General features: G+C 68.1%; 29 protein-coding genes. 18 read left to right on the top strand and 11 right to left on the bottom strand.

The window, feature by feature from the left end; genetic code table 11:
* Positions 1–69: 69 nt before the first annotated feature.
* From AB4070_RS05265 to AB4070_RS05250, 4 genes are read left to right on the top strand one after another with little or no spacing between them, the layout of a single operon-like run.
* Complete coding sequence (locus AB4070_RS05265; protein ID WP_046749581.1) at positions 70–999, top strand: ABC transporter permease; 930 nt, start codon at positions 70–72, stop codon at positions 997–999.
* Positions 989–1,930, top strand: a complete 942-nt coding sequence (locus AB4070_RS05260; protein WP_046749580.1) for an ABC transporter permease — start codon at positions 989–991, stop codon at positions 1,928–1,930. Before AB4070_RS05265 ends, AB4070_RS05260 begins: the two co-directional genes overlap by 11 nt.
* Entirely contained in the window at positions 1,927–3,591 is a 1,665-nt protein-coding gene (locus AB4070_RS05255; protein ID WP_441979196.1) for a dipeptide ABC transporter ATP-binding protein, read from the top strand. Before AB4070_RS05260 ends, AB4070_RS05255 begins: the two co-directional genes overlap by 4 nt.
* Before the next feature lie 8 nt (positions 3,592–3,599).
* Positions 3,600–4,160: a PH domain-containing protein gene (locus tag AB4070_RS05250; protein ID WP_441979195.1), complete on the top strand. Its 561-nt coding sequence runs from the start codon at positions 3,600–3,602 to the stop codon at positions 4,158–4,160.
* Positions 4,161–4,242: 82 nt separating this feature from the next.
* On the opposite strand, the gene AB4070_RS05245 is transcribed toward AB4070_RS05250, so the two are convergent.
* The 3 genes from AB4070_RS05245 to AB4070_RS05235 all read right to left on the bottom strand — a co-directional run bounded on the left by AB4070_RS05245 (position 4,243) and on the right by AB4070_RS05235 (position 5,693).
* Positions 4,243–4,461, bottom strand: a complete 219-nt coding sequence (locus AB4070_RS05245; RefSeq protein ID WP_046749578.1) for a hypothetical protein — start codon at positions 4,459–4,461, stop codon at positions 4,243–4,245.
* Between the two features lie 124 nt (positions 4,462–4,585).
* On the bottom strand, positions 4,586–4,798 hold the full coding sequence (locus AB4070_RS05240) for a hypothetical protein (RefSeq protein ID WP_441979194.1): 213 nt from the start codon (positions 4,796–4,798) through the stop codon (positions 4,586–4,588).
* 88 nt (positions 4,799–4,886) lie between these two features.
* Complete coding sequence (locus tag AB4070_RS05235; RefSeq protein ID WP_441979193.1) at positions 4,887–5,693, bottom strand: CPBP family intramembrane glutamic endopeptidase; 807 nt, start codon at positions 5,691–5,693, stop codon at positions 4,887–4,889.
* Positions 5,694–5,795: 102 nt separating this feature from the next.
* On the opposite strand from AB4070_RS05235, the gene typA reads away from it, so the two are divergent.
* The 4 genes from typA (at position 5,796) to AB4070_RS05215 (ending at position 11,574) form a co-directional block, all read left to right on the top strand.
* The gene (gene typA / locus AB4070_RS05230) at positions 5,796–7,709 is read left to right on the top strand and encodes a translational GTPase TypA (RefSeq protein WP_441979192.1); all 1,914 of its coding nucleotides are present in this window, start codon (positions 5,796–5,798) and stop codon (positions 7,707–7,709) included.
* A gap of 196 nt (positions 7,710–7,905) precedes the next feature.
* Entirely contained in the window at positions 7,906–8,802 is an 897-nt protein-coding gene (locus AB4070_RS05225; protein ID WP_441979191.1) for a phospholipase, read from the top strand.
* A gap of 97 nt (positions 8,803–8,899) precedes the next feature.
* On the top strand, positions 8,900–9,946 hold the full coding sequence (gene glsA / locus AB4070_RS05220) for a glutaminase A (protein ID WP_441979190.1): 1,047 nt from the start codon (positions 8,900–8,902) through the stop codon (positions 9,944–9,946).
* The gene (locus tag AB4070_RS05215) at positions 9,943–11,574 is read left to right on the top strand and encodes an MFS transporter (RefSeq protein ID WP_441979189.1); all 1,632 of its coding nucleotides are present in this window, start codon (positions 9,943–9,945) and stop codon (positions 11,572–11,574) included. The genes glsA and AB4070_RS05215 overlap by 4 nt, the downstream gene beginning before the upstream one ends.
* A 3-nt stretch (positions 11,575–11,577) precedes the next feature.
* Here AB4070_RS05215 and AB4070_RS05210 read toward each other — a convergent pair whose 3' ends face one another.
* Positions 11,578–12,126, bottom strand: coding sequence for a helix-turn-helix domain-containing protein (locus AB4070_RS05210; RefSeq protein ID WP_141371017.1), 549 nt, complete (start codon positions 12,124–12,126; stop codon positions 11,578–11,580).
* A 104-nt stretch (positions 12,127–12,230) separates the two neighbouring features.
* On the opposite strand from AB4070_RS05210, the gene AB4070_RS05205 reads away from it, so the two are divergent.
* The 6 genes from AB4070_RS05205 (at position 12,231) to AB4070_RS05180 (ending at position 16,660) form a co-directional block, all read left to right on the top strand.
* Entirely contained in the window at positions 12,231–12,953 is a 723-nt protein-coding gene (locus tag AB4070_RS05205; RefSeq protein ID WP_441979188.1) for an AzlC family ABC transporter permease, read from the top strand.
* Complete coding sequence (locus AB4070_RS05200; protein WP_441979187.1) at positions 12,950–13,264, top strand: AzlD domain-containing protein; 315 nt, start codon at positions 12,950–12,952, stop codon at positions 13,262–13,264. The genes AB4070_RS05205 and AB4070_RS05200 overlap by 4 nt, the downstream gene beginning before the upstream one ends.
* A gap of 49 nt (positions 13,265–13,313) precedes the next feature.
* Complete coding sequence (locus AB4070_RS05195; RefSeq protein WP_046749569.1) at positions 13,314–13,724, top strand: hypothetical protein; 411 nt, start codon at positions 13,314–13,316, stop codon at positions 13,722–13,724.
* A 9-nt stretch (positions 13,725–13,733) separates the two neighbouring features.
* Complete coding sequence (gene fdxA / locus AB4070_RS05190) at positions 13,734–14,054, top strand: ferredoxin (protein WP_045263079.1); 321 nt, start codon at positions 13,734–13,736, stop codon at positions 14,052–14,054.
* An 11-nt stretch (positions 14,055–14,065) separates the two neighbouring features.
* A complete protein-coding gene (dapC, locus tag AB4070_RS05185; RefSeq protein WP_441979186.1) occupies positions 14,066–15,178 on the top strand; it encodes a succinyldiaminopimelate transaminase in 1,113 nt (370 codons plus the stop codon).
* A 192-nt stretch (positions 15,179–15,370) separates the two neighbouring features.
* A complete protein-coding gene (locus AB4070_RS05180) occupies positions 15,371–16,660 on the top strand; it encodes a citrate synthase (RefSeq protein ID WP_045263168.1) in 1,290 nt (429 codons plus the stop codon).
* Positions 16,661–16,729: 69 nt separating this feature from the next.
* Here the strand turns inward: AB4070_RS05180 and AB4070_RS05175 are convergent, their stop codons facing one another.
* Together AB4070_RS05175 and dapD are read right to left on the bottom strand one after the other, a co-directional pair.
* Positions 16,730–18,106, bottom strand: coding sequence for a DEAD/DEAH box helicase (locus tag AB4070_RS05175; RefSeq protein ID WP_441979185.1), 1,377 nt, complete (start codon positions 18,104–18,106; stop codon positions 16,730–16,732).
* Between the two features lie 289 nt (positions 18,107–18,395).
* Positions 18,396–19,343: a 2,3,4,5-tetrahydropyridine-2,6-dicarboxylate N-succinyltransferase gene (dapD, locus tag AB4070_RS05170; RefSeq protein ID WP_441979184.1), complete on the bottom strand. Its 948-nt coding sequence runs from the start codon at positions 19,341–19,343 to the stop codon at positions 18,396–18,398.
* Between the two features lie 64 nt (positions 19,344–19,407).
* On the opposite strand from dapD, the gene dapE reads away from it, so the two are divergent.
* The 3 genes from dapE (at position 19,408) to AB4070_RS05155 (ending at position 21,948) form a co-directional block, all read left to right on the top strand.
* Positions 19,408–20,481, top strand: a complete 1,074-nt coding sequence (dapE, locus tag AB4070_RS05165; protein ID WP_441979183.1) for a succinyl-diaminopimelate desuccinylase — start codon at positions 19,408–19,410, stop codon at positions 20,479–20,481.
* Positions 20,463–21,680 carry a hypothetical protein gene (locus tag AB4070_RS05160; RefSeq protein ID WP_441979182.1) on the top strand — a complete coding sequence of 406 codons (1,218 nt, stop codon included), beginning with the start codon at positions 20,463–20,465 and terminating at the stop codon, positions 21,678–21,680. Before dapE ends, AB4070_RS05160 begins: the two co-directional genes overlap by 19 nt.
* 94 nt (positions 21,681–21,774) lie before the next feature.
* Positions 21,775–21,948 (top strand): DUF3117 domain-containing protein, encoded by a 174-nt coding sequence (locus tag AB4070_RS05155; RefSeq protein WP_071328210.1) that lies wholly within the window; start codon positions 21,775–21,777, stop codon positions 21,946–21,948.
* Between the two features lie 117 nt (positions 21,949–22,065).
* On the opposite strand, the gene AB4070_RS05150 is transcribed toward AB4070_RS05155, so the two are convergent.
* A complete protein-coding gene (locus AB4070_RS05150) occupies positions 22,066–22,704 on the bottom strand; it encodes an O-methyltransferase (RefSeq protein WP_282848077.1) in 639 nt (212 codons plus the stop codon).
* A gap of 89 nt (positions 22,705–22,793) precedes the next feature.
* Between AB4070_RS05150 and AB4070_RS05145 the strand changes: the two genes are divergently transcribed.
* The gene (locus AB4070_RS05145) at positions 22,794–23,183 is read left to right on the top strand and encodes a twin-arginine translocase TatA/TatE family subunit (RefSeq protein WP_441979181.1); all 390 of its coding nucleotides are present in this window, start codon (positions 22,794–22,796) and stop codon (positions 23,181–23,183) included.
* A 62-nt stretch (positions 23,184–23,245) separates the two neighbouring features.
* On the opposite strand, the gene AB4070_RS05140 is transcribed toward AB4070_RS05145, so the two are convergent.
* The 4 genes from AB4070_RS05140 to AB4070_RS05125 are packed head-to-tail and all read right to left on the bottom strand — an operon-like array spanning position 23,246 to position 26,658.
* Positions 23,246–23,740, bottom strand: coding sequence for a YcxB family protein (locus tag AB4070_RS05140; protein WP_441979180.1), 495 nt, complete (start codon positions 23,738–23,740; stop codon positions 23,246–23,248).
* Positions 23,741–23,759: 19 nt separating this feature from the next.
* On the bottom strand, positions 23,760–24,881 hold the full coding sequence (locus AB4070_RS05135; protein ID WP_441979179.1) for an Mrp/NBP35 family ATP-binding protein: 1,122 nt from the start codon (positions 24,879–24,881) through the stop codon (positions 23,760–23,762).
* On the bottom strand, positions 24,878–25,390 hold the full coding sequence (locus AB4070_RS05130) for a DUF1003 domain-containing protein (protein ID WP_441979178.1): 513 nt from the start codon (positions 25,388–25,390) through the stop codon (positions 24,878–24,880). Before AB4070_RS05130 ends, AB4070_RS05135 begins: the two co-directional genes overlap by 4 nt.
* Positions 25,390–26,658 (bottom strand): magnesium transporter MgtE N-terminal domain-containing protein, encoded by a 1,269-nt coding sequence (locus AB4070_RS05125; protein ID WP_046749559.1) that lies wholly within the window; start codon positions 26,656–26,658, stop codon positions 25,390–25,392. Before AB4070_RS05125 ends, AB4070_RS05130 begins: the two co-directional genes overlap by 1 nt.
* Positions 26,659–26,664 lie beyond the last annotated feature (6 nt).

Here is a 26,664-nt window from a genome sequence, read left to right as displayed (position 1 = left end):
CGGTGGCGGCGACGTCACCGCCTCGCGTCGTGCACTCCGGCTGACTCCGACTCCACGAAAGGAGCAAGGATGCTCGCCTACACCCTGCGGCGACTTCTTCAGCTGATCCCGGTCTTCTTCGGTGCGACGCTTCTCATCTACGCGCTCGTCTTCCTGATGCCGGGTGACCCCATCGCGGCGCTCTTCGGTGACAAACCGCCGAGCCCGCAGCTGCTCGCCACGATCCGAGCGCAGTACCACCTGGACGACCCGTTCCTCGTCCAGTACTTCTACTACATCACCGGCGTCTTCAAGGGCGATATGGGAACGACGTTCTCCGGTGAGTCCGTGAGCACAGTGCTCGCCAGGACGCTTCCTATCACCGGCCGCCTGGCCATCATGGCGATCGCGATCGAGTTCACGCTCGCGATCATCATCGGAACGCTCTCCGCCCTTCGCAAGGGCAAGCTGTTCGACCACGCTTCTCTCATCGTCTCGCTCGTCTTCCTGTCGATGCCGATCTTCGTCGTCGCCTTCCTCGCGCAGTATTTCCTCGCGATAAAACTGGGCTGGTTCCGTCCGACCGTCGGCGGCCAGAACGACTGGGGTGATCTGTGGCTTCCCGCGATCGTGCTGGGGCTGAGCCTGTATGCGACCAGCATGCGGCTCATGCGAGGGTCTGTGCTCGACACCCTCAACCAGGACTGGGTGCGCACGGCATACGGCAAGGGGCTCTCACGCAATCGCGTGATCCCCGTGCACGTGCTGCGCAACTCCCTGATCCCGGTGATCACCAACTCGGCGACGAACTTCGGTGTGCTCCTCGTCGGCGCGACCGTGACGGAGTACATCTTCAACATTCCCGGCGTGGGGCAGACCCTGTTCCAGGCGACGTTGAGACACGAAGGACCGACGATCGTCTCCTTCGTGACGGTGTTCGTCATCATCTACGTTCTCGTCAACCTGCTCGTGGACCTGCTCTACGGGCTGCTCGACCCGAGGATCCGCTATGTCAAGTGACCGTCCCTCCCATTACGTCGCACCGGTGGTGGCCGAACAGCCGCCGACGGATGCCATCAATGTCAAAGGCAAGCCTGCGAGTCTCTGGCGGGACGCGTGGACCGATCTGCGCCGTCGCCCGTCGTTCTGGATCTCGCTCGGCATCGTCGCGCTCATCCTGCTGATGGCCCTGTGGCCGACGCTCTTCACGCAGACGCCTCCGAACAACCAGTGTGAGCTCGGGAACTCCAATGCGGGACCGGCCGCAGGCCACCCTCTCGGCTACACGTTCCAGGGGTGCGACATCTGGTCGCGCATCGTCTGGGGCTCGCGCACCTCGATCAGCGTCGGTCTGCTGGCAACGATCATCAGCTCGACTCTCGGTCTGATCATGGGTGCCTTCGCGGGATACTACGGAGGATGGCTCGACGCCGTGCTCTCCCGCGTCGGCGACATCTTCTTCTCGATCCCCTACATCCTCGCGGCGGTCGTCGTGATGACGGTGTTCGCGCAGTACCGCAACGTCTTCACGCTCGCTCTCGCGATCGGTGGGTTCGCCTGGGCTGCGACGGCCCGCGTGGTCAGAGCGGAAGTGCTCAGGGTGAAACAGGCGGACTTCGTGATGGCGTCGGCGGCGCTGGGGAAGGGGCGTTTCGGCACCCTGCTGTCCCACGTGATCCCCAACGCCTTCGCGCCGTTGCTCGTCCTGGCGACACTGGCGCTTGCCGGCGGTATCGTCGCGGAGGCGACCCTGAGCTTCCTCGGTGTCGGTCTCGGCAGCGATGTCATGTCCTGGGGCAACGACATCAGCCAGGCCCAGCGTTCACTGCGGGTCGCGCCGATGGCGCTGATCTATCCGTCGATCGCGCTCACCATCACGGTGCTCGCGTTCATCCTCCTGGGCGAGCTCATCCGAGACGCCCTCGACCCGAGGGCGAGGGCACGCCGATGAGTGAGTCAACGACACCCCTGCTGAGCGTCCGGGACCTCACGGTCGCGTTCGATACGCAGAACGGCACGCGACAGGTGCTGCATGGCATCAGCTTCGACGTCATGGCAGGCGAGACGGTCGCGATCGTCGGCGAGTCCGGATCGGGCAAGTCGACGGCGGCGACGTCCATCATCAAACTGCTGGCCGGCACCGGAAAGGTCACCGGCGGGAGCATCACACTGGACGGAGAGGAGCTCACGCACCTCTCCGAGCGGGAGATGGAGCGCATCCGCGGGAAGGCGATCGGCTACGTGCCGCAGGACCCGATGTCGAACCTCAACCCCGTCTGGAGCATCGGCTTCCAGGTCGAGGAGGCGGTCCGTGCCAATGGTCTCGCCCAGGGGCGGGCGGCGGTCCGGGCTCGGGCGATCGAGGTGCTCCAGCAGGCGGGTCTCGCCGATGCGGCCAAGCGGCTGCGCCAGTTCCCCCATCAGTTCTCGGGCGGAATGCGCCAGCGTGCGCTCATCGGTATCGGACTGGCGGCAGACCCCCGGCTCCTGATAGCGGATGAGCCGACGTCGGCCCTCGACGTCACCGTGCAGCGCGTGATCCTCGACCATATGGCGAGCCTGACCCGCGACCGCGGAACTTCGATGCTGCTGATCACGCACGACCTCGGTCTCGCTGCCGAGCGCGCGGAGCGCCTGATCGTCATGCAGAACGGCACCATCGTGGAGTCGGGACCGAGCCGGGAGATCCTGCAGAACCCGCAGCATCCGTACACCAAGCGCCTCGTCGCCGCCGCGCCCAGCGTGGCATCGCAGCGCATCCAGGCCGTGGTCGAGGACCGCGGTGTGGAGACGCTCGAGGACCTCGCCGCCATCCCGCCCACGGTGCGAGTGGCCGGTCTCACCAAGGACTACCGCATCCGACAGGGCGGCTTCCGCAGTGAGATGTTCCGTGCTGTCGACGACGTGTCGTTCGAGATCCCGCGCGGGAAGACGCTGGCTCTCGTCGGCGAGTCGGGCTCGGGCAAGTCGACCGTCGCCAAGATGGTCCTCAAGCTGGAGGACCCGACGTCGGGGACGATCGAGATCGACGGCATGGACGTGTCGGGGTTCTCCCGCGCACAGTCGTTCGGTCTTCGTCGGCGCATGCAGCCGGTGTTCCAGGACCCGTACGGTTCTCTGGATCCGTTGCGCAACCTCGAGAACACGATCGCCGAACCGCTCGAGATCCACGGTGTGGGTGACCGCACTTCGCGTCGCGAGCGCGTGCGTGAGCTTCTCGATCAGGTATCGCTGCCGCAGGATCTGGCGACCCGCTACCCGAGCGAGCTGTCGGGTGGACAGCGTCAGCGTGTCGCGATCGCGCGCGCTCTGGCGCTCAAGCCGGACATCGTGGTGCTGGACGAGGCGGTCTCCGCTCTGGACGTGCTCGTCCAGGCGCAGATCCTCAGGCTGCTGGCCGACCTGCAGACGGAGCTGGGACTCACCTACCTGTTCATCACACACGACCTCGCGGTGGTGCGTGTCTCGAGCGATCTGGTCTGCGTCATGGAGCGCGGCAGGATCGTCGAGCAGGGCACGGTCGACGAGACCTTCGCGAACCCGAAGCAGGAGTACACGAGCCGTCTGCTCGAAGCGATTCCCGGTGCGTCCATCCCTCTGGGTGGCCTCTGATCGTGGCGATGCCGAACTCTCCCGAGGGCGGGCGGACCTTCCGCTCGTCCTCGGGCACGGTCGTCATGGTCGTCAGCCTCGCTCTGGCGGTGTTCCTCGTCGGCGACGCCGTCGTGCGCGGAGGTTGGGGGCAGACGCTGCTCCTCGCACCGTGGGTGCTTCTCGGCCTGTGGATCATCTACGAGATCAGCTTCGTGTCGATGGTCCGCATCAGCGACGACGGGGCACTCGTCCAGAACATGCTGCGGCGCACCGAGTTCGGTTGGCATCGGGTCCGTGACATCGACCTGCAGTGGCAGCTGCGGTTCTCGCTCGACGACGACACCGAGCTCACCTGCTGGGGTGGACCGGCGCACGCGCGTCCGAGACGAAGCAAGATGCGCGACGAGGAAGTGCAGGTCTCCGCGTCGTTGCGCGGCCTGACGGACATCCGCGACCGCTGGCAGGCTGCTGCGGGTCACGCGGCGAGTGCGCCGATCCGTCGCTCCTGGGATGCCAGGGCGCTGTTGGCGCTCGGGATCATCATCGTGTGGGCGGTCGTCGCCGTGATGATCGCCTCCGCAGGCTGAGATCCATCCCGCTTCCCCGCACACGTGCCCCCTGGCTTCTCACGAGGACAGGGGGCACGCTGCGATGCGGCTCGGACTCGGTTCAGGAGTAGGAGAACCAGTACCCCGGCTGGCCGCTGCGGTGCACGCAGGAGCCGACGCTGTAGCCCTCCTGCATGAAGATCCGTCGTTCGGCCTGGCAATAGGACAGATCGGTGAACGGGCCGAACCAGCTGGCGGCCTGCGCTGCAGCGGCCCCGCCGAACACCATTCCTGTGACGAGGACGATGCCTGCGGCTGTTGCGGACAGTTTCTTCTTCATTCGAATCCCCCCGGATTGTCGTACCCACGTCGTCGTGGGTGCCCCGAGCCTAGGGGCGAGGTCCGACGGGTGTCAACGATCGAGGCGACGGGCTGATGCCCGCCGCCCCGATCCTCGATGATGCTCAGTACGTCTGGAAGTACCAGCCTCCGGTGCCGGGGATGCAGGGGGCGGCCTTCCCCCCGCCCCTGACATAGTCGGTGCGATCGGCGTTGCACTGCGCCGCCGACGAGTAGGGCCCGAAGACACTTGCCGATGCGGGCGCAACGCTGAGCAGCGTGATCCCTGCTGCCATGGCGATCGCGGCCCCCGCCTTGGTCGTCCTGTTCATCTTCATGAGACTTCCCTCCGTTTTCCATCGTTGGAAGCCTTCAGGCTAGAGCACTCCGTCAGCGAAGGGGGAGAGCCAGCCCACCCGTCGTCACTCAGCCGGGGAGCCCGAACAGCTCCGGCCACATAGCCGCGGCCCAGGGGTACCCCACGAAGGCGGCCGCATCGATGACGAAGTGCGCGACGAGGAAGGGCATCAGCCGTCCACTGCGGTGGTACAGCCAGCCGAAGAGCAGCCCCATCGCGAGGTTGCCGACGAACGCCGGGTACCCCTGATACAGGTGGTAGCTCGCCCGCAGGACCGATGTCGAGATGATGATCACCCACGGGCTCCACCCGAGCTGTCGCAGCCGTGTGAAGAGGTATCCGAGCACCACGAACTCCTCCTGCAGAGAGGCGCGGGCCGCCGCGAGCAGGAGCACGGGGACGGTCCACCAATACGCGTCTATCCCGGCAGGATCGATGGCCACGGTGAGTCCGAGCGCCCGACCGGCGAGATAGAGACCGAGGCCGGGGATACCGATCGCGAGCACGAGCAGGATGCCGCGGCCCGCATCCTTCGCGACACCGGTGCCGTCCAGCCCCAGACGCGCCAGATGGGGGCGTCGCGACTGCCACAGCAGGAAGCACACCAGCACGACGGGGACGAGCGAGAACCCGATCGCGAGCACCTGATAGATGAGGTCGAAGATCTCCCTGTCGCTCCGAGACGGGTTGAGCTTCGCCACCTGATCGGCGATCGGCACGTCGTCCGTGAGACGGTAGGCGAGCTGGACGACCGCGTAGACCGCGGACTGGCCGAGACCCAGCGCCAGGACGATCGCGATCTCCCACCACAGTCGAGCACGGGAGGGAGCGGGGGAGAGGTCGGGGAGGTCCCACGGAGCCTGCGGTCGGGTCACGATCTCGATGCTACGACCTGCTTTTCAGGAACCGGCCCCGAGCTTGCGTTATCCTGGAACGTCGGCTTCCCGGCGAAACCCCACATCTTTTAGGACACCTGCATGGCGCACGCCCTCCGTTCTGACCTCCGCAACGTCGCAATCGTGGCGCACGTCGACCACGGCAAGACCACTCTCGTCGACGCCATGCTGCGTCAGACGGGTTCCTTCGGCGAACACGCTCACGTCGATGAGCGCGCCATGGACTCGAACGACCTGGAACGTGAGAAGGGCATCACGATCCTCGCCAAGAACACGGCGATCACCTACAAGGGCAAGCACGCCGGCGGCAAGGAGATCACGATCAACGTGATCGACACCCCCGGCCACGCCGACTTCGGTGGCGAGGTCGAGCGCGGCCTGTCGATGGTCGACGGCGTCGTGCTGCTCGTCGACGCCAGCGAGGGTCCGCTGCCGCAGACCCGCTTCGTGCTGCGCAAGGCGCTCGAGGCCAAGCTTCCCGTCATCCTCCTGGTCAACAAGACCGACCGTCCTGACGCGCGCATCGCCGAGGTCGAGGAAGAGGCGCACGACCTGCTGCTGGGTCTCGCCTCCGACCTGGTCGACGACGTGCCCGACCTCGACGTCGACGCCCTTCTCGACGTGCCGGTGGTCTACGCCTCCGGTCGTGCCGGCGCTGCATCGCAGAACCGTCCCGCCGACGGCACGCTGCCGGACAACGACGACCTCGAGCCGCTCTTCGAGGCGATCCTCGAGCACGTGCCGGCACCGGAGTACGACGACGAGCACCCGCTGCAGGCCTGGGTCACGAACCTCGACTCCAGCCCGTTCCTCGGCCGTCTCGCCCTGCTCCGCATCTTCAACGGCACCCTCAAGAAGGGGCAGACCGTCGCCTGGGTGCGCGCTGACGGCACGCACCAGAACGCGCGTGTCACCGAACTCCTGAAGACCCGTGCGCTGGAGCGCTACCCGGCCGAGTCCGCAGGCCCCGGTGACATCGTCGCCATCGCCGGATTCGAGAACATCACGATCGGCGAGACCATCGCCGACCCCGAGGATGTCCGTCCGCTTCCGGCCATCACGGTCGACGACCCCGCGATCTCCATGACGATCGGCACCAACACCTCACCGCTCATGGGCAAGGTCAAGGGGCACAAGCTCACGGCTCGCATGGTCAAGGACCGTCTCGACAAGGAGCTCATCGGCAACGTCTCGCTCAAGGTCGTCGACATCGGCCGTCCGGACGCGTGGGAGGTGCAGGGCCGAGGCGAGCTCGCTCTCGCCATCCTCGTCGAGAACATGCGTCGCGAGGGCTTCGAGCTCACCGTCGGCAAGCCGCAGGTGGTCACGAAGAAGATCGACGGCAAGACCTACGAGCCGTTCGAGCACCTCACGATCGACACCCCTGAGGAGCACCTCGGCGCGATCACGCAGCTGCTCGCGAACCGCAAGGGTCGCATGGAGAACATGACCAACCACGGCACCGGCTGGGTGCGCATGGAGTTCATCGTCCCGTCGCGCGGCCTGATCGGCTTCCGCAGCGAGTTCCTGACCACGACCCGCGGCACCGGTATCGCGAATGCGATCTCGCACGGCTACGAGCCGTGGGCCGGCTCCATCACGACGCGTCAGAACGGCTCGATCGTCGCCGACCGTCAGGGTGTCGTCACCCCGTTCGCGATGATCGCCCTGCAAGAGCGCATGTCCTTCTTCGTCCAGCCCACGCAGGAGGTCTACGAGGGCATGGTCATCGGCGAGAACTCGCGCGCCGACGACATGGACGTGAACATCACCAAGGAGAAGAAGCTCACCAACATGCGTGCAGCGAGCTCCGACACCTTCGAGTCGATGACGCCTCCGCGCCAGTTGACGCTGGAGGAGAGCCTCGAGTTCGCCCGCGACGACGAGTGCGTCGAGGTGACCCCCGAGGTCGTGCGCATCCGCAAGGTGAACCTCGACGCGAACACGCGTGCACGCGAGACCGCACGCCTGAAGCGCCAGGACGCGAACGTCTGAGAACAGCCTCGGACACGTTCCGAGTGAGAGGGCCCCGTGTCGCCGAAAGGCGTGCGCGGGGCCCTCTTCTCATGTAAATCCCAGGTGAGGGATGGTTTTCGTTCAGGTTCATCGTTCAGAGTGGTTCACTTGCGCCTGGGACGAGCTCCCGATGAGTCTCCTTAAAGGGCGTACGACCACCCGAAAGTCGAACCCAATGCTTCAGAAGACCCGTGCGCTTCGGCGCGCCTCCGCAGCGGCATCAGCCCGCAACGCGGCCCACCGTCCCATGACCATCCTCGGCGTCGCATCGGCGACGCTGGTCGGCATCACCCTGAGCGTCGGTCTGGCCTCCACCCCCGCGGTGGGAGCCATGAGCCCTGCTGCGGCCGTCACCGCACCCGCACTGGCGGGCGCCCAGCCGCTGGCGGAGATCGCGGAGGATGCCTCCGCCACTCTGACACAGGCGAAGGACGCGGTCACTGCGGCCGAGACCCTGAGCGCTGAGGTCGCCGCCGCCGGCCTCGATGTGGGAGCAGTGACGTCCGTCGACACCTCCGACCTCGAAAGCGACATCGAGAAGCTCGATGACACCGAGGTGACGCCGGTGCTGCTCGTCGGCGTCCTCGCCGACAAGGCACAGGATGAGACCGCGAGCGTGGTCGCGGACACCGCGGAGCTGCGCGGGGCGCTCACCGCCGCCCAGCAGAAGCAGGCCGAGGAAGAGGCAGCGCGGATCGCGGCGGAGCAGGCGGCGGCCCAGGCCGCCGCGGAGCAGCAGGCCGCAGCCGCGCTGGCTGCAGCGAACACTCCCGAGGGTGCGAAGGCAGCCGCACAGCAGATCATGTCGAGCACGTACGGATGGGGCGGGGACCAGTTCTCCTGCCTGAACTCGCTGTGGAACAAGGAGTCCGGCTGGAACTACAAGGCGTACAACCCGAGCGGTGCCACCGGCATCCCGCAGGCGCTCCCCGGAAGCAAGATGGCCTCCGCCGGCTCCGACTGGCAGACGAACGCGGCCACGCAGGTGGCGTGGGGGCTCGGGTACATCTCATCGGTGTACGGCACACCCTGCAGCGCGTGGTCGCACTCGCAGGCGATGAACTGGTACTGATCGCGTCCGCAATGCCGCATCTGCTCTAGGCGACGACGGCCGTCGGGCGCTACGGTGACTCTGACGGCTGGGGGCGTCTCGGATCCGAGGAGGAGATGTGCTCGACCCCGCAGCATGGCACGGCGTCCCTCAGGAGGCGTCCACCGGCGCGCTGCCGGGGTGGGACCGTGTCGAGGAGGTGGTGCGCGATGCTCATGCCCGCTACGCCGACGAGCGAGGCGGGAGCGTCGCGGACTACATCCCGGTGCTCGCCGAGGTCGATCCGGAGCTGTTCGGTCTGGCGGTGATCGAGGTCGGCGGCGGGCTGCACGACGCGGGCGATGCGCTGCATCCGTTCTCGATCCAGTCGATCTCGAAGATGTTCGTGTACGCCCTGGCGATCCAGGAGCACGGCCATGAGCGCGTGCGCGAAGTCGTCGGGGTGAACAACACCGGCCTCGCCTTCAACTCCGTGATGGCGCTGGAACTCAACGACGGCCACCCGATGAACCCCATGGTCAACGCGGGAGCGATCGCCACGACAGCGCTCATGCCCGGCGCGACGTCGGTGGAGCAGTGGGAGCGGGTGCGGGAGGGACTCTCGGCGTTCGCCGGCCGCCCGCTGAGTCTCGACGGCGTCGTGTACGCCTCGGAGGCCGCGACCAACGACCGCAACCGCGCTCTCGGACGCCTGCTGCGCAGCTACGGGCGACTCGCGGGGGACCCGGACGAGGTGGTCGACGTGTACACGCGCCAGTGCGCGCTCGGGGTGACGGCTCACGACCTCGCGGTCATGGGCGCCACACTCGCCGACGGGGGAGTGAACCCCGTCACGGGCGAGCGGGTCGTCTCGGCGGACGTGTGCCGCGACACGCTCGCGGTCGTCGCATCGACGGGCCTCTACGAACGCTCCGGCGACTGGCTGTTCGAGATCGGACTCCCCGCGAAGTCCGGTGTCGCCGGAGGCATCGTCGCGATCGCGCCGGGAAAGGGCGCCGTCGCGGGGTTCTCTCCTCGACTCGACGAGGCTGGCAACTCCGTCCGCTCGCAGATGGCCATCGGCTACCTGTCGCGGGCGCTCGGGCTGAACCTGTTCGCCTCGTCGCCCGTTCCCCACCATGCGGCCTCTCCCGCCTCGCCCTCCGCACCCCTGGAGCTGTCATGACCCAGATCCCCGCGCCGCAGGCCCCGATCAAGACCTCGTGGCTGCCGATGGTCAGCCTGTTCCTCGCGCAGGTGCTGATGTCGTTCAACGTCGCCGCGCTGCCGATCTCACTCGGGGGCATGGTGAGCGAGTTCGGAGTTCCGCCGACGGTCGCGAGCACGACCATCGTCATGTACGGCCTTGCCGTCGCGGCGCTCGTGATGACCGGCGCGAAGCTCGGGCAGCGGATCGGCTGGGTCGTGATCTTCCGGATCGTGATCGCCTTGTTCGCCGGTTCGTCCATCATGATGATCCTCGCTCCCACCGTGTGGTGGGCCATCGCGGGGCAGGCCGTTGCCGGAGCGGCTGCCGCGATCATCGTGCCATCGATCGTCGCGCTCATCGCCGAGAACTACCGGGGGCCTCAGCAGGCGACCGCCATCGGCGCCATCGGCTCGGCGCGCGCGATCTCGGGCGTCAGCGCCTTCCTGATCGGAGGAACGCTGGGGACGTTGGTGGGCTGGCGACCGATGTTCTTCATCGTGCTCGGCATCGCCGTGGTGGTGTTCGCCCTGAGCTTCACCCTGCGGGGTGATCGCGGCGATGCGTCGATCCGCATCGACCTCGTCGCCTCGCTGCTCATCGGTGCGGCGATCGTGCTGCTGACGCTCGGTTTCAACAACCTGAACTCCTGGGGTGCCGTGGCGGCGACGCCCGATGCCCCCTTCTCGGTGCTCGGCCTCTCGCCGGCCCCCGTGTTCATCGTGGTCGGCCTCGTGCTCGGCCAGGCGTTCTTCCTGTGGACGAGGAAGCGGATGGCGGAGGGGAAGGTGCCCCTGATCGACCTGAGTGTCCTCGGGTCCTCTCGCGAGCGCGCCGCGGTGTACGCGATGTTCATCGTGGTGGCGCTGGAAGCGTGCGTGAACTTCACGATCCCGCTCTACATCCAGATCGTGCAGGGCAGGACGCCGTTCGACACCTCGATGGCCATGATGCCGTTCAACCTGACGGTCTTCGTCACCGCCACCCTCGTGGTGCGGCTGTACAAGCGGTTCCCGCCGCGAACGATCGGCGTCGTCGGATTCATCCTCACCACGGCCGCTCTGGTGTGGTTGTCGTTCGTCGTGAACAACAACTGGGAGACGATCCCGACGATCCTGGGCCTGATCGTCTTCGGCATCGGGCAGGGGGCGCTCGTCACCCTGGTGTTCAACGTGCTGGTGACGGCGGCTCCGGCTGAGCTCGCGGGGGATGTGGGCTCGCTGCGAGGCACCACTCAGAATCTCGCCTCGGCGGTGGGCACCGCCCTGGCGGGAGCGCTGCTGGTGTCCCTCCTCGGTCTCAGCGTCGGTCGTGCGGTCGTCGAGCATCCCGAGCTGCCGCCGTCCCTCGTCGCCCAGGTCGACATGGACAACATCAACTTCATCAGCAACGACGATCTGCGCGCCGCACTCGAGGCGACGGACGCGACCCCCGAGCAGATCGACGCCGCAGTGGTGGTGAACGAGGAGTCGCGACTGGGTACTCTCAAGCTCGGACTCCTTCTGCTGGCGGGGATCAGCGCGCTCGCGATCCTTCCCGCTTCCCGGCTGCCTCAGTATCGGCCGCACGAGATCCCGGATCCGTCGCCGGTCTCGGGAGGGGAGTGAGGCTCAGCGCAGCTCCGAGATGAGCACGGCTCTGGTGCCCGCCGCGGTCGCCTCGAAGACGTGGGGTGCATCCCCGGCATAGGTCAGGTAGTCGCCCGGGTCGAGGAGGACGGGATTCTCCGCCGGGCCGATCCGCGCCTGTCCGGCCATCAGGACCACGTGCTCGATCGTCCCGGGGTGATGGGGATCCGATCGACGAGCGTCCCCCGGCTCCGCCTGGATCAGATAGACGTCGCGGCGCGCGCCGGGCGGGCTCGCCGACAGCAGGGTCGCGCTGTAGGCGGCAGCGGAGGACGGCACCCCGGACAAGTCGTCTGCGCGGATCAGCGTCGGCGCATTGGACTGCTGATCGACGAGCACGGCGAACGGCACCCCCAGTGCGACGCCGAGGGCCCACAGCGTCTCGACGCTGGGGTTGCCTGAACCGCTCTCGAGCTGGGACACGGTCGCCTTGGAGACCCCGGCCCGTCGAGCCAGTTCGGATACCGACAGGCTCGCCGCCTCACGTTCCCGGCGCAGGGTGCGGGCGATGCGTGTACGAAGTTCCTCCATGCGTTCATCATGTCAAACGATCGTTCGCTTGACTATGCCGGTGATCGTGTTCAGAATTATGACCATGTGTTCATTGAAACGAACGGCACCTCCCGGGCGACGCGATGACCGCGGAGCGTGAGGTCTGGCGCGAGGCCCTCGGCGTGGTCCTGGCGACCAGCGCGTACGGGGTCTCCTTCGGCGCGCTCGCCGTGGCGTCGGGGTTCGACGTCTGGCAGACCTGCGTGCTGAGTCTGCTGATGTTCACCGGTGGGTCCCAGTTCGCCTTCGTCGGCGTCTTCACTGCCGGGGGCATGTCGGCACTGCCTTCCGCGATCGCCTCGGCTGCGCTCCTCGGAGTCCGCAACGTCGCCTACGGCATGCGGATGTCGCCCATCATCGGGGGCGGACCGGCTCGCAAGGCAGCCGCTGCGCACTTCACGATCGATGAGTCGACGGCCGTGGCGATCTCGCAGGGCGATCCTCGGCTGCGGCAGGTCGGCTTCTGGGTGACCGGGATCGGCATCTTCGTCGGGTGGAACATCACCACTCTCGTCGGGGCGCTCGTGGGCGACGTGCTCGGCGACCCCAGGACGTGGGGCCTTGATGCAGCCGCAGCCGCGGCATTCCTCGCTCTCCTCTGGCCTCGGCTCCGGCAACGGCAGGCCGTCGCGGTCGGCGTCGCAGCGGCTGTCGTCGCCGCGGCCTTCACACCGTTCCTGATGCCGGGCCTTCCTGTTCTGGTGGCCGCGGTCGTCGCGATCGTCGTCGGCTGGTTCGACTGGTGGGGTCGTCCTGCGGCCGCGACCGACGGTGGAGCGGACCGGGGTGCGGGGGCGGCCTCGTGACCGTGTGGAGCGCGATCCTCCTCGCCGCCCTGATCTGCCTCGCCCTCAAGGCGGCCGGATACCTGGTTCCCCCTCGGGCGCTGGAGGCGCCGCGCACCGCCCGCATCTCCGATCTGCTGACGGTGGGTCTGCTCGCGGCGCTCGTGGCCGTGCAGGCTCTCGGCGACGGTCAGGCGATCACCGTCGATGCCCGCGTGCCGGCGCTGCTGGTCGCCGGCGGCCTCCTGTGGCTGCGGCAGTCCTTCCTCGTGGTCGTCGTCGCCGCGGCGGCGGTCGCAGCCCTGTTGCGTCTGTGCGGGATCGCCGCATGATCCACCTCCCCGAACCCGTCCGGTGAGGGCTCCTCGGTAAGATCGACAGGTGCGCGTGAGCTGGGTGTCGAGAGTGTTGTCGTGGATCGCTGCCGCCCTCGTGGGCGGTGTCTACGGCGTCGCGGGCACCATCAGTCACAGCGTGATGTGGGGTCCCATCCCCATCGGGATGATCATCGCGGCCATCGCGTGCGCTGCCATCCTCATCGCCGTCCGAACCCTCACACATGACAGGGGCGCCGCTGTCGCTGCCGGACTCGGGATGATCGGCATGCTGGTGCTGATCTCCGGAGAGGGGCCGGGCGGATCCGTCGTCGTGCCTGCCTCGTTCCTCGGGCAGATCTGGACCTATCTGGTCGCCGGAATCGTCCTGCTCGTCGTCGCCTGGCCCTCCGTCCGACGCCTCCCGGTGCGCACGGAGGCGCCTGCCGCGCAGGAACCCGAGCCGCGCGAGTCGTAGACTGAGGGGGTGACGTATGTGATCGCCCTCCCGTGCGTCGATGTCAAGGATCGCGCCTGCATCGACGAGTGCCCCGTTGACTGCATCTACGAGGGCGAACGCTCGCTCTACATCCACCCGGACGAATGCGTGGACTGCGGTGCCTGCGAGCCCGTCTGTCCCGTCGAGGCGATCTACTACGAAGACGACCTGCCCGATGAGTGGCAGGACTACTACAAGGCCAACGTCGAGTTCTTCGACGAGATCGGGTCGCCCGGTGGCGCCGCCAAGGTGGGTGTCTACTCGTTCGATCACCCGATCGTCGCGGCTCTGCCGCCTCAGGGCGAGTAGGCGCTGGCTCCGTGAGCGTCCGCGATCTCGCCGACTATCCGTGGGATGCCGTCGTCCCGTTCCGTGAGCGCGCGCAGCAGCACCCGGACGGACTGATCGACCTCTCGGTCGGTTCTCCGGTCGACCCCACCCCCGACATCATCCGCCGCGCCCTGGCCGAGGCCACGGATGCGCATGCCTATCCGCAGACGGTGGGCACACCCACCCTGCGGGAGGCGATCGTCGAGTGGTACGCCCGGCGTAGGGGAGTGCCCGGCCTCCGGGTCGACAACGTGCTCCCGACGATCGGATCCAAGGAGCTCGTCGCGCTGCTGCCCACGCTGCTCGGTCTGGGGATCGGAGACATCGTCGTCCACCCGCGAGTGGCCTACCCGACATACGAGGTCGGCGCCCGCGTCGCCGGGGCGAAGCCCCTTCCCGCGGACGACCCCGCTGACTGGCCGGAGGGCACCAAGCTCATCTGGATCAACACCCCGGGCAACCCGGACGGGCGCACATGGACCGTCGACGAGCTCGCCGCTGCTGTGCGTCGTGCTCGTGAGCTCGGTGCCGTGCTCGCGAGCGACGAGTGCTACGCCGAGCTGGGCTGGGACGGTGTCTGGGCGACCGAATCGATCCCCTCGATCCTCGACCCGCGCGTGACGGGCGGAAGTCGTGCGAACCTGCTCAGCGTCTACTCGCTGAGCAAGCAGTCGAACCTCGCCGGATACCGTGCGGCGTTCGTGGCCGGGTGCGCTCGCGTCGTCGGAGAACTTCTCACGGCTCGCAAGCATCTCGGACTGATGCCGCCGGCGCCGGTGCAGCACGCGATGGCGGTCGCGCTCGCGGATGACGAGCACGTCGCCGCCCAGAAGGCGCTCTACCGGACCCGCCGCGATGCCCTGCGTCCCGCGTTGGAGGCCGCAGGCTTCCGCATCGACGGTTCCGAGGCCGGGCTCTACCTCTGGGCGACCGAGGGGCGCGACTCCTGGGAATCGATGGGACGGCTGGCCGATCTCGGCATCCTCGCCGGTCCGGGTCCGTTCTATGGCGGTGATTCCGGGCAGCATGTCCGCCTGGCGCTCACCGCATCGACGGCTCACGTAGCCGAGGCCGCGCGCCGTCTCACTGTGGCCGATATGTAGATTCCCTCCTCGGAGAGGGTGTCCCTTTGGCGGATGTCACAGTAGGCCTGTGCGACTACTAGGCTGTAAAGGCGATTCGGTCGTGACCCGACCTGGCGCCTGAGCGCCGTGAGATCGCCAGTTCAGGCTTGATCAAGATCTTGTTCGAACCCACCGCGACGAGCGGGGGGCGGACACTACGAGGAGGTCCGCGTGAGTGCAGCGGCAGACCAGACGGCGAAGCTGACGATCGGCGACACGACCGCTGAATTCCCGGTGCTGCGCGGCACGGCGGGGCACGACAGCATCGATTTCTCGACGTTGACGCGGCAGACGGGCTACACCGGCCTGGACTACGGTTTCGTCAACACGGCGTCGACGAAGTCGGAGATCACATTCATCGACGGCGACAAGGGCATCCTGCGGTACCGCGGGTATCCGATCGAGCAGCTCGCCGGTTCGACGAGCTACCTCGAGGTCGCGTGGCTCCTCATCTACGGCGACCTGCCCTCCGCCTCCGAGCTGGCGGAGTTCGACGAGAAGATCCGCCGGCACACCCTCCTGCACGAAGACCTCAAGCGCTTCTTCTCGGCGCTTCCCCACACGGCGCACCCGATGTCGGTGCTGTCCTCGGCCGTCGCGGCGCTCTCCACCTACTACGAGGGTCAGACCGACCCGCACAACCCGGAGCACGTCGAGCTGAACATGGTGCGCATGCTCGCGAAGCTCCCCGTGATCGCCGCCTACGCGCACAAGAAGAGCGTCGGCCAGGCCTTCCTGTACCCCGACAACTCCCTGAGCTTCGTGGACAACTTCCTGAAGCTGAACTTCGGCGTTCACAGCGAGGAGTACGAGGTCAACCCGGTGATGTCGAAGGCTCTCGAGCTGCTCCTCATCCTGCACGAGGACCACGAGCAGAACGCGTCCACCTCCACGGTCCGCCTGGTCGGTTCGACCGGAGCCAACCAGTTCGCATCCGTCTCCGCCGGTATCCAGGCTCTCTCCGGACCGCTCCACGGCGGGGCCAACGAGGCCGTGCTGACCATGCTCGGTCAGATCCGCGACTCCGGGCAGAGCGTCTCGCGCTTCGTCGAGCGGGTGAAGAACAAAGAAGAGGGCGTGAAGCTGATGGGCTTCGGGCACCGGGTCTACAAGAACTACGACCCGCGCGCCAAGCTCGTCAAGGACGCTGCCGACGAGGTGCTCTCCTCGCTGGGCGTCACGGACCCGCTCCTCGACCTCGCCAAGGAGCTCGAAGAGCTGGCGCTGGCCGACGACTACTTCCGGGAGCGTCGCCTGTACCCGAACGTCGACTTCTACACCGGCGTCATCTACAAGGCGATGGGCTTCCCCACGCGCATGTTCACCGTTCTGTTCGCGATCGGTCGTCTGCCCGGCTGGCTGGCGCAGTGGCGCGAGCTGCAGCTCGACCCCCAGACGAAGATCGGTCGTCCGCAGCAGCTGTACACAGGATCGCCGGAACGTCAGTTCCCCACGCGCTGAGCGCGTGACGAGAAAGCGCCCCTCCCGCCGAAGCGGAAGGGGCGCTTTCTTCTTCGCCGTGCAGCGGGATCAGCGACCCTGCGAGCCGCGGCCGCCCTGGCGGGACTGACCGCTCTGCGTGGAGTAGCCGCCACCCTGGCCGGCGCCGGGACGGGGACGACGACGGCGACGCGACGGCGGGTTGGCCGCGCTGTTCCTCTCGCCGCCGGCGGGACGCTGCTTCGAGGACTGACGCTGCTGCTGCTGCGGTGCCTGCACGGGTGCCGGGCGCACGTGCGGCGCACGCTCGGGAACGAGCTCGGCGACCGCAGCGGCGCTGACGTCCTCGAGCGGTGCCGTGATGGCGGCCTTGCGCAGAAGATCCTTGACGTCACGGCGCTGCTCAGGGAGCACGACCGTGACGACGGTTCCGGCAGCGCCGGCGCGGGCGGTGCGGCCGGAACGGTGCAGGTACGCCTTGTGCTCGACGGGCGGGTCGACGTGGACGACGAGGTCGACGTTGTCGACGTGGACGCCGCGCGCAGCGACGTCGGTCGCCACGAGCACCCGCACGCCGCCGTCCTCCGGAGCGGTCGAGAACGCACCGAGATTGCGCTCGCGCGCGTTCTGCGAGAGGTTGCCGTGCAGGTCGACGGCGGGGATCCCCGCGGCGGTGAGCTGCTTCGCCAGCTTCTTCGCCTGGTGCTTGGTGCGCGTGAAGAGGATGCGTCGACCGGTGCCGGACGCGAGCTCGCGCACGAGAACGGTCTTGTTGTCGGTGGAGTCGACGACCAGCACGCGGTGCGTCATCTCGCCGACGGGAACGCTCTCCTCATCGACCTCGTGGCTGACTGCGTTCGAGAGGAACCGGCGCGCCAGGGTGTCGATACCGCGGTCCAGCGTCGCGCTGAACAGCAGACGCTGTCCGCCGGCGGGCGTGGCCGTGAGGATGCGGGTGACGCCGGGGAGGAAGCCGAGGTCGGCCATGTGATCGGCTTCGTCGAGCACGGTGACCTCGATCGCGCTGAGACGGAGGACCTGCTGCTTCATGAGGTCTTCCAGGCGGCCGGGGCAGGCCACGACGATGTCGACCCCGCCGCGCAGTGCCTGCTCCTGCGGGCGCTGGCTGACGCCGCCGAAGACGGTCGTGACGCGAAGACCGGCGGCCTCGGCGAGAGGAGTGATCGTCGCGGCGATCTGGGTGGCGAGCTCACGGGTGGGCGCGAGGACGAGACCACGCGGCAAGCCGGCGCGGCGCTGACCGCCCGAGGCCGCGAGGCGGGCGACGAGGGGGAGCGCGAAGGCGATGGTCTTGCCGCTGCCGGTGCGTCCGCGACCCAGGAGGTCGCGTCCGGCGAGAGAGTCGGGGAGCGTGTCGCGCTGGATGGCGAACGCCTCGGTCTTACCCGAGTCGGCGAGAACGGCGGCGAGCTCGGCGGGAACGCCGAGTTCAAGGAAAGTAGACATGCAGAAACTCCGTCAGCGCACGAATGAACGGCGCGAGATAGGGGTGAGGTGGGCGACGGCGCGGAATCGCGCATCGGTTCGCCGTTCGAAAGGCCAGCTCGTGCTGGTGGTGGGAGCGGTTCCGCTCGCTTCGGTCCTCGGAGACCCCGTGACGACGACGATGTTGGGTACCGGCGGTACACGCAACGGGATCAGTCTACCAGGGCGTGCATGGGCTCGGCTGCACGTCGGCTCCTGCGCGGGTCGTGGAGGCCACCCTGCGCAGGCTCACACCCGTCGCCCGGGGGTCTCAGGCGTGCAGCGCCTCGTTCAGCGTCACCCCGACGCCGGCGCGGCGGACGGCCTCGACGGCACCGCTGAGCGAGTTGCGTCGGAACAGGAGTCCGTCCTGACCGGAGAGTTCGCCGCCCTTCACCGTCCTCCGCCCGCCATCGGCGGTCACGGGGCCGTCGACCAGGACGATCTTGGTGCCGGCCGTCACATAGAGGCCTGCTTCGACGACACAGTCGTCACCGAGGGAGATGCCGATGCCGGCGTTGGCGCCCAGCAGCGTGCGCGCGCCGATCGAGACGCGGTGCGTCCCTCCGCCCGAGAGCGTGCCCATGATGGAGGCGCCCCCGCCGATGTCGCTGCCGTCGCCGACGACCACGCCCTGGGAGATGCGGCCCTCCACCATCGACGCGCCGAGCGTCCCGGCGTTGAAGTTGACGAACCCCTCGTGCATGACAGTGGTGCCGGGGGAGAGGTATGCGCCCAGACGCACGCGGGAAGCATCCGCGATGCGGACACCGGTCGGCTGCACGTAGTCCGTGAGACGGGGGAACTTGTCCAGACCCTGGACCTGGATGCCCGACCGCTGAAGGAGCGGCCGCAGGCGAGCGGCGTCCGCGGGCAGGACGGGTCCCGCGTTGGTCCAGGCGACGTTCGGGAGATGACCGAAGATGCCGTCGAGGTTCACGTCGTTGGGGCGCACCACCAGGTGGGAGAGCGCGTGCAGACGAAGATAGGCGTCGGCGGTCGAAGCCGGTGCGGCGTCGAGGTCGATCTGCAGCTGCACGACCTCCACAGTGACGTTTCGTCGCTCATCGGCTCCGGTGAGATCCGCGAGCGCGGTGACGGCGACCTCATCCGCCTCCGCGGTTCCGGTCCGCACCTCGGGGTACCACGCATCCAGGACGGTGCCGTCTCCGGCGATCGTGGTCAGTCCGATACCCCATACCGTGCGCGCGTCGTTCATTCCTCCACGCTATCGCGCCCGCAACGCGGTGACCGCACGCGTGACGGGTAAGTAGTCTTGACCCATGGTGCTCGATCTGACCGCGTCCTCCGTCGACCTCACCCGTGCGATCTGCGACATCCCCAGCGTGTCCGGAGACGAGAAGACGCTCGCCGACGTCATCGAGGCGGCCGTCACGCCGCTGGGGCACCTGCAGGGCTTCCGCTACGGCAACACCGTCGTCGCGCGCACGGATCTCGGTCGCGCGCAGCGCGTCGCGATCGCCGGGCACATCGACACCGTTCCCATCAACGCCAATCTCCCCACCCGCGACATCGAGATCGACGGTGTGCCGTACCTCTGGGGTCGTGGGACCGTCGACATGAAGGCAGGGACCGCGGTGCAGCTGAAGCTCGCTGCGGAGCTGGTCGACCCCGCTATCGACATCACGTGGATGTGGTACGACAACGAGGAGGTCGAGGCGTCGAAGAACGGCCTCGGGCTGCTCGCCGCCGTGCGCCCCGACCTGTTCGAGGCCGACTTCGCGATTCTCGGTGAGCCCTCCAACGGCGAGGTCGAGGGCGGATGCAACGGCACGATGCGGGCGATCGTGCGTACGTCGGGCGTCCGAGCGCACAGCGCGAGGGCATGGATCGGGGAGAACGCGATCCATCGTGCCGCACCGATCCTCACCCGGCTCGCCGAATATCGGGCCAGGGAGGTGGCGGTCGAGGGGCTGCTGTACCGCGAGAGCCTGAGCGCCGTGCGCATCGCAGGTGGCGTCGCGGGGAACGTCATCCCCGATGCCTGCGAGGTCGAGGTCAACTACCGCTTCGCGCCGAGCAAGTCCGCGGCAGAGGCCGAGACCCATCTGCGCGGAGTGCTCGCGGGTTTCGACGTCGAGATCACCGACGCCGCCGAAGGTGCGCGCCCCGGTCTCGATGCGGAGATCGCGAAGCAGTTCGTCGCCGCCGTCGGTGCGGAGCCGCGTCCGAAGTACGGCTGGACGGATGTCGCCCGCTTCTCCGCTCTGGGGATCCCTGCCGTCAATTACGGCCCCGGTGACCCGCACCTGGCCCACCACGACGAGGAGCGCGTGCCGCTCGCGCAGATCGACGCCGTGGAGCGGGGCCTGCGCGCATGGCTCACCTCGCACTGAGCGCAGCGCGCCGTTGGGCGAGAGCGCCGATCGCGCTGCGCGTCGCGGTGATCTACCTCGGGGCGCGGGTCGTGACGACGGTGTTCCTCATCATCGCCGCATCGCTGTCGACCTCCTTCTCGCGATTCGGCGCCGGGGCGGGCCTGATCGACTTCGTGCTCGGCTGGGATGCGCAGTGGTACTGGCTCGTCGCCGAGAACGGGTACCCGACCGAGCTGCCGCTCACGGACGCGGGCGACGTCGCCGAGAACGCCTGGGCCTTCATGCCGGTGTTCGCATATGCGGCCAAGGGGATCGGTCTTCTGCTCGGCTCCTGGGGTGCGGGTGCCCTCCTCCTCTCTCTCGGGGCCGGATACCTGGCCTGCCTCGTGCTGCACCGGTTGCTGCGCGATCGCATCGGCGATTCCGCCGCGCTGTGGGCGGTGGTCTTCTTCGCGGCCGGCCCGATCGCGGCGATGTTCCAGGTGGGATACGCCGAGACGCTGTTCCTCCTGTTGCTCTTCCTCGCCCTCGACATGACGGCGCGGCGGAAGTACGCCTGGCTGTACCTGCTCATCCCGGCGATGGCCTTCACCCGTCCCGGTGTCCTCGCCTTCGCGCTCTATCTGGGGTTGCATGGCGTGGTGCGCTGGGTCCGTCGCCGCGATGATCCGTTGGCGGGTCGGGAGATCGCGCACATCCTCGCGCTCGGCGCGCTCGCGACCGTCTGCGGATTCGCCTGGCAGGTCATCGCCGGCATCGCGACCGGGGATCCGGGTGCGTATCTCGCGACCGAGCTCGCCTGGCGTCAGCACTGGATCACCGGCGGCGTCGAAGGGTTCATCCCTTTCGAGGGGTGGATCCAGGCCTCGCAGTTCTGGTTCGGTCTCTGGGGCTTGCCGCAATGGTGGGGGCCCATCGCCCTGGTGCTCCTCGTGGCAGGTGCCGGCGCAGTGCTCCTGCTCTCACCCCAGGTGCGGGCGCTCGGCGTCGATCTTCGCCTGTGGAGTGCGAGCTACCTGCTGTACCTGCTCGCCGTCTTCTTCCCCCAGTCGAGCACCTTCCGACTGCTGCTCCCGCTCAGTCCGTTGTGGGGCGCGGTGGCCGTGCCGCGATCTCGGCTCTGGCGTCTCGGCGTCCTGGCGGCTTGCCTGGTCGGTCAATGGGTCTGGATATATCACGTGTATGGGCTCGGGAACACGTTCTGGCAGGTCCCGTGACCGTCGGGCTCGACCCAATTGTTGCTCCGTGACCTCCAGGTCCCGGTGACACCCGATAAACTCATCCCATACCACCGGAGGAAAGGGAGCCACGATGGCAGCGATGAAGCCGAGGACCGGAGACGGACCTATGGAAGCCGTGAAGGAAGGACGACTCATCATCGTGCGCGTTCCACTCGAAGGCGGCGGCCGCCTGGTCGTCTCCGTGAACGACGCCGAGGCCAAGGAGCTTCACGACGTGCTTGGCGCCGTCGTGGCACCGGCCTGATCGACCAGGGATCCGCGTCAGCGGATCCGAAAGGGCGGTGGTTCCTCGGAACCACCGCCCTTTCCCATGGGTCGGCACCTGCGTGGTCGGATCCGCCTCCGCCGGGAATCCGGGCGATCAGCCGCGCTCTGCGAGGCTGATCAGCTGCAGCAGGCCTTCGCCTGCCGGGGAGAGCGTCGCGAGCACGGCCGAAGACTCCTGCGTCTCCTGCACGAGGGACCGGTAGGCGGACGTGATCTCGTCGCGCTGCACCGGGTCGGCGACGCGGCCGCCCGCCAGGACGCGGGGCACGAGCACGAGGCCGCCGGTGCGTGCGAGACGCAGACCGTGCTCGACGTACTCGATGACGTGCTCGGGGTCGGCGTCGACCAGCACGATGTCGTAGGAGTTCTCGTTCATGCGCGGGAGCACGTCGATCGCACGCCCCGTGATGAAACGTGCTCTCGTGGAGGGGATCTTCGCGTCGGAGAAGGCCTGCCGTGCGGCGGCGAGGTGTTCCGGTTCGTTGTCGATCGAGGTGAGCACGGCCTGAGGCGCTCCGCGGAGCAGCCAGAGTCCGGAGACACCGGCACCGGTGCCGATCTCGACGATCGACCGGGCGCCGGTCGCGGCGGCGAGGACAGCGATCTGAGAGCCGACGGACGCGCTGACGGGCATGGCCCCGAGCTCGAGCGCATGCGCACGGGCGCGAGCGATGGCGTCGGGCTCCACGATGGACTCGCGCAGAAAACGCGCGTTCGCGTCATGCTCGCTCATGGCCTGTCTCTCCCTGCCTGCCTGTGATCTTCTCCAGCGTATTCGGTCCTCGAGTGCGGGGACCGCAGGCGCGGCGGTAGCCTATAGAGATGACGTTCGGGCTCACCTTCGAGAAGCTGCTGCTGATCGGCCTCATCGCGGTTCTGATCATCGGTCCCGAGCGTCTCCCGCGCGCAGCGGAGAGCTTCTCCCGGATGGTCCGCAAGGCCGGTGAGTACCTTCGTGCGACCAAGTCGAGGGTGCGCGAGGAGATGGGCCCCGAGATCGACGACGTCGACTGGCGCAAGCTCGATCCCCGCCAGTACGACCCGCGTCGGATCATCCGCGATGCCCTCATGGAAGAGCCGCAACCGGCGACCCCGATGCAGGCCACGGCGACGATCGCGGAGCCGGTCGCAGGACCCGTCGCCCCCACGCGCGCGGTTCCGCAGGAGTTCAGTGCGACCAACCGCCCGCCGTTCGATCCCGAAGCGACTTAGCCCGAAGCGACCTGACCCGGTCGGCCTGATCTGCTCGTGACGCCGGGGCCCGCCGTCGAAGGCTAGGAGATCCTGGAGCGGAGAGCGGCGATGTCGTCGTCCGTCAGCAGCTCGCGGGGTATCGCGGTCGCGGCCGAGGTGTCGCGCAGTTTCAGCAGCACTGCATCCCTTCCCACGTGCATCCTCTGGAACGTGCGGTACGCGATATCGGAGCGACGTCGCCCGCTGCCCATCTGCAGACCCTCGTCTTCCAGCGATACCCATACGCGTGTCCCGACGGGCATCGCGATCCGTACGGCGGTGCGCGCCCCTGACACCGACATGAACACGGCGAATCCTGCGAGCGCGACGATGAGCACCGGCATCCAGCCGGCGCCGAAAGGTCCCTCGTCCCCTCGCGCCACCGGCGCGGTGAGGTTGACGACGCTGAAGACGAGCGCTGCCGCGAGTGCGACCCACATGACGATGGCCGTGGGACGGGTCAGCGAGTAGATCGCGGCGTCGCGTGCCATCCTTCGCAGCAGGCTCTCGTCGACGATCAGGGAACGTGCAGGCATCCGATCATCCTCCCCGCCGCTAGCGGACCGACATGGGCAGGGACCGTCCGGAGAGCCCTCTGCCCCGGTGGGCGAGCGCGCTCGCGAGGCCGCGGATGGTCACGGCTGCGGCATCGTCCGTGTCGTCGGAGACGATCGGCCGTCCGGCGTCTCCGCCTTCGCGCAGGGTGGGGCTCAGCGGGATCGATGCCAGTAGCGGGACTGCGGCTCCCGGTTCGGAGAGTGCTTCGGCGACGGCTGCGCCGCCTCCGGAGCCGAACAGGTCGACGACAGTGCCGTCGGGGAGGGTGTACGCCGCCATGTTCTCGATGACGCCGATGACGCGCTGCCCCGTCTGCCGGGCGACGAGACCGCTGCGGATGGCGACGTCGGCGGCGGCGGTCTGCGGCGTCGTGACGACGAGCACCTCCGCATGCGGGAGGAGCTGGCCGATCGAGATGGCGATATCGCCCGTTCCCGGTGGCATATCGATCAGGAGCACATCGAGGTCGCCGAAGAACACGTCGGTGAGGAACTGCGACACCGTGCGGTGCAGCATCGGGCCGCGCCACGCGACGACGGATTCGCCGTCGCGGAGGAACATCCCGATGGAGATCGTCTTCACGCCGTGCGCGACAGGGGGGAGCATGAGGTCGTCGATGCGCGTCGGCTGTGTGCCTGCCGGGATGCCGAGCAGACCAGGGATCGAGAAGCCGTGCACATCGGCGTCGACGAGCCCGACGGAGAGACCCTGCGCGGCGAGGGCGACCGCGAGGTTGGCCGTGACCGTCGACTTGCCCACGCCGCCCTTGCCGCTGGAGACGAGGATCACGCGGGTGAGGGAGTCGGGACCGAACGGCATGTGCCGTGCCGGCCTGCCCGCGCGGAGCTTCTCCGTGAGGGCCTTCCGCTCCGCCGGAGTCATCACGCCGACCTCGACCTCGACCGCGGCGATACCGGGAACCGACGCGGCAGCCTCGCGCACATCCGTCTCGATCCTGGCGGCCGCGGGGCAGCCCACGATCGTCAGGACGATGCCGACGTGCGCGCGGTCACCGTCGACCGAGATTTCGCGGACCATGTCGAGTTCGCCGATGGGACGACGCAGCTCTGGATCCGTCACAGCGGCGACGGCGGATCGGACGCGCTCCACCGCCGTCACGATGCGGAACCGGATCGGGTCTTCTCGGGAGAGTCTTCGAGCTCGGCGAGAAGAGCCTTGAGCTCCTGACGGAGCACGTCGCGCGTCACGACCTGCGAATTGCGCTCCTCGAGCGACATCCGCAGCGCCACGATCTCGCGGGCGAGATACTCGGTGTCGGCGAGATTGCGCTCTGCGCGCTGGCGGTCCTGTTCGATCTGCACCCTGTCGCGGTCGTCCTGACGGTTCTGCGCGAGCAGGATGAGGGGTGCCGCATAGGAGGCCTGCAGCGAGAGCATGAGCGTCAGCGCCGTGAACCCGAGCGCGGCGTCGTCGAAGCGCAGCTCGTCCGGCATCAGGGTGTTCCACACGATCCACAGCACGCAGAACAGGGTGAGGATCAGGAGGAACGCCGGCGTCCCCATCGCCCGTGCGACCCACTCCGTGAAACGGCCGAAGCGGTCGCGGGAAGTCGCCCGAGGTCGAGTGGTCGTGCGCCCGGGCGCATCGAGGCGGGGGGAGCGGGGCATCAGCGCACCTCCTTCGCCGGAGCGGCGGCGTCGTCATTGTCGTGCGAGCGCCAGTCGTCGGGCAGCAGGTAGTCGAGCACGTCGTCGATGCTGATCGCTCCGACCAGGCGGTGCGCCGCGTCGATCACCGGGAGCGACACCAGGTCGTAGCTGGCCAGGAGGCGTGCCACCTCGGCGGCGGAGGCGGTGACGGGCACGGGTTCGAGGCTGTCGTCGAGGATCGCGCCGAGGCGTTCATGCGGCGGGTAGCGCAGCATCCGCTGGAAGTGCACGAGCCCCAGCAGGCGCCCCGTCGGCGTCTCGAACGGAGGGAGCGTCACGAACACCGCGGCGGCGAGGGCCGGATGCAGCTCGTGGCGGCGGATCAGCGCGAGCGCTTCGGCGACGGTGGCATCGGCGGACAGGATGATGGGTTCAGGGGTCATCAGACCGCCCGCCGTGTCCGGTCCGTAGCGCAGCAGCATCCTGACGTCTTCGGCCTCCTCGGGCTCCATGAGCTCGAGGAGCTGTTCCAGACGGTCCGGTGCCAGCTGCGCGAGGAGGTCGGCAGCGTCGTCCGGCTCCATCTGGTCGAGGATGTCGGCCGCGCGCTCGTCTCCCAGGCGATCGAGGATATGCACCTGCTCGTCTTCGGGCATCTCCTCGAGGGCATCTGCGAGGCGGTCGTCGGAGAGCTCCTCCGCGACCTCGATCATGCGCTGCTGCGGGAGATCGAGGAGGGTGTTGGCGAGGTCGGCCGCATGCAGCTCGGAGTACGAGGCGACGAGCTGTTCCGCCGATTGCGACTCGCCGGGAGCGCGCTGCTCCGTCACCTCGCTCCAGGCGGCGAAGGTCGTCGGGCCCTTCGCGAAGGGAGAGGCGCTGGTCTTCGGCCGGCGGAGGAACAGCTGGCTGATCGCCCACTCGCCGAGCCGGTTGGGCTCGATCGCGATGTCTTCGATCACGGCAGTGCCGCTGCCGTCGACGAAGCTCACCCGTCGCCCGAGCATCTCCGCCAGCACGCGGACCTCACCGGCGCGGGGGGAGAAGCGGCGCACGTTGATCAGACCCGTGGTGATCACCTGGCCGGAGCGGATCGAGGTGACGCGCCCGATCGAGAGGAACACGTGGCGTCGCCCCGGGATCTCCACGACCAGGCCGATCACACGGGGCGCCGCGGTACTTCGATAAACGACGACGACATCCCGGACCTTGCCGAGCCGGTCGCCGACGGGATCGAAGACGGCGCACCCGGCGAGGCGCGCGGCGAATACCCGTTGTGTGCTCACCTCTCC

Source organism: Microbacterium sp. 2RAF4 (genome assembly GCF_052115285.1).
Classification (GTDB): Bacteria; Actinomycetota; Actinomycetes; order Actinomycetales; family Microbacteriaceae; genus Microbacterium; species Microbacterium oxydans.
The sequence above is the reverse complement of the archived record's forward strand: the minus strand, read 5'-3'. Positions and strand labels throughout refer to the sequence as shown.

What these genes read in the sequence shown, in the direction of transcription:
- AB4070_RS05265 (WP_046749581.1), top strand. Translation starts at nt 70, where the DNA reads ATGCTCGCCTACACCCTGCGGCGACTTCTTCAGCTGATCCCGGTCTTC.
- AB4070_RS05260 (WP_046749580.1), top strand. Translation starts at nt 989, where the DNA reads ATGTCAAGTGACCGTCCCTCCCATTACGTCGCACCGGTGGTGGCCGAA.
- AB4070_RS05255 (WP_441979196.1), top strand. Translation starts at nt 1,927, where the DNA reads ATGAGTGAGTCAACGACACCCCTGCTGAGCGTCCGGGACCTCACGGTC.
- AB4070_RS05250 (WP_441979195.1), top strand. Translation starts at nt 3,600, where the DNA reads ATGCCGAACTCTCCCGAGGGCGGGCGGACCTTCCGCTCGTCCTCGGGC.
- AB4070_RS05245 (WP_046749578.1), bottom strand. Translation starts at nt 4,461, where the DNA reads ATGAAGAAGAAACTGTCCGCAACAGCCGCAGGCATCGTCCTCGTCACA.
- AB4070_RS05240 (WP_441979194.1), bottom strand. Translation starts at nt 4,798, where the DNA reads ATGAAGATGAACAGGACGACCAAGGCGGGGGCCGCGATCGCCATGGCA.
- typA (WP_441979192.1), top strand. Translation starts at nt 5,796, where the DNA reads ATGGCGCACGCCCTCCGTTCTGACCTCCGCAACGTCGCAATCGTGGCG.
- AB4070_RS05225 (WP_441979191.1), top strand. Translation starts at nt 7,906, where the DNA reads ATGCTTCAGAAGACCCGTGCGCTTCGGCGCGCCTCCGCAGCGGCATCA.
- AB4070_RS05215 (WP_441979189.1), top strand. Translation starts at nt 9,943, where the DNA reads ATGACCCAGATCCCCGCGCCGCAGGCCCCGATCAAGACCTCGTGGCTG.
- AB4070_RS05210 (WP_141371017.1), bottom strand. Translation starts at nt 12,126, where the DNA reads ATGGAGGAACTTCGTACACGCATCGCCCGCACCCTGCGCCGGGAACGT.
- AB4070_RS05205 (WP_441979188.1), top strand. Translation starts at nt 12,231, where the DNA reads ATGACCGCGGAGCGTGAGGTCTGGCGCGAGGCCCTCGGCGTGGTCCTG.
- AB4070_RS05175 (WP_441979185.1), bottom strand. Translation starts at nt 18,106, where the DNA reads ATGTCTACTTTCCTTGAACTCGGCGTTCCCGCCGAGCTCGCCGCCGTT.
- dapD (WP_441979184.1), bottom strand. Translation starts at nt 19,343, where the DNA reads ATGAACGACGCGCGCACGGTATGGGGTATCGGACTGACCACGATCGCC.
- dapE (WP_441979183.1), top strand. Translation starts at nt 19,408, where the DNA reads ATGGTGCTCGATCTGACCGCGTCCTCCGTCGACCTCACCCGTGCGATC.
- AB4070_RS05160 (WP_441979182.1), top strand. Translation starts at nt 20,463, where the DNA reads ATGGCTCACCTCGCACTGAGCGCAGCGCGCCGTTGGGCGAGAGCGCCG.
- AB4070_RS05155 (WP_071328210.1), top strand. Translation starts at nt 21,775, where the DNA reads ATGGCAGCGATGAAGCCGAGGACCGGAGACGGACCTATGGAAGCCGTG.
- AB4070_RS05150 (WP_282848077.1), bottom strand. Translation starts at nt 22,704, where the DNA reads ATGAGCGAGCATGACGCGAACGCGCGTTTTCTGCGCGAGTCCATCGTG.
- AB4070_RS05145 (WP_441979181.1), top strand. Translation starts at nt 22,794, where the DNA reads ATGACGTTCGGGCTCACCTTCGAGAAGCTGCTGCTGATCGGCCTCATC.
- AB4070_RS05140 (WP_441979180.1), bottom strand. Translation starts at nt 23,740, where the DNA reads ATGCCTGCACGTTCCCTGATCGTCGACGAGAGCCTGCTGCGAAGGATG.
- AB4070_RS05130 (WP_441979178.1), bottom strand. Translation starts at nt 25,390, where the DNA reads ATGCCCCGCTCCCCCCGCCTCGATGCGCCCGGGCGCACGACCACTCGA.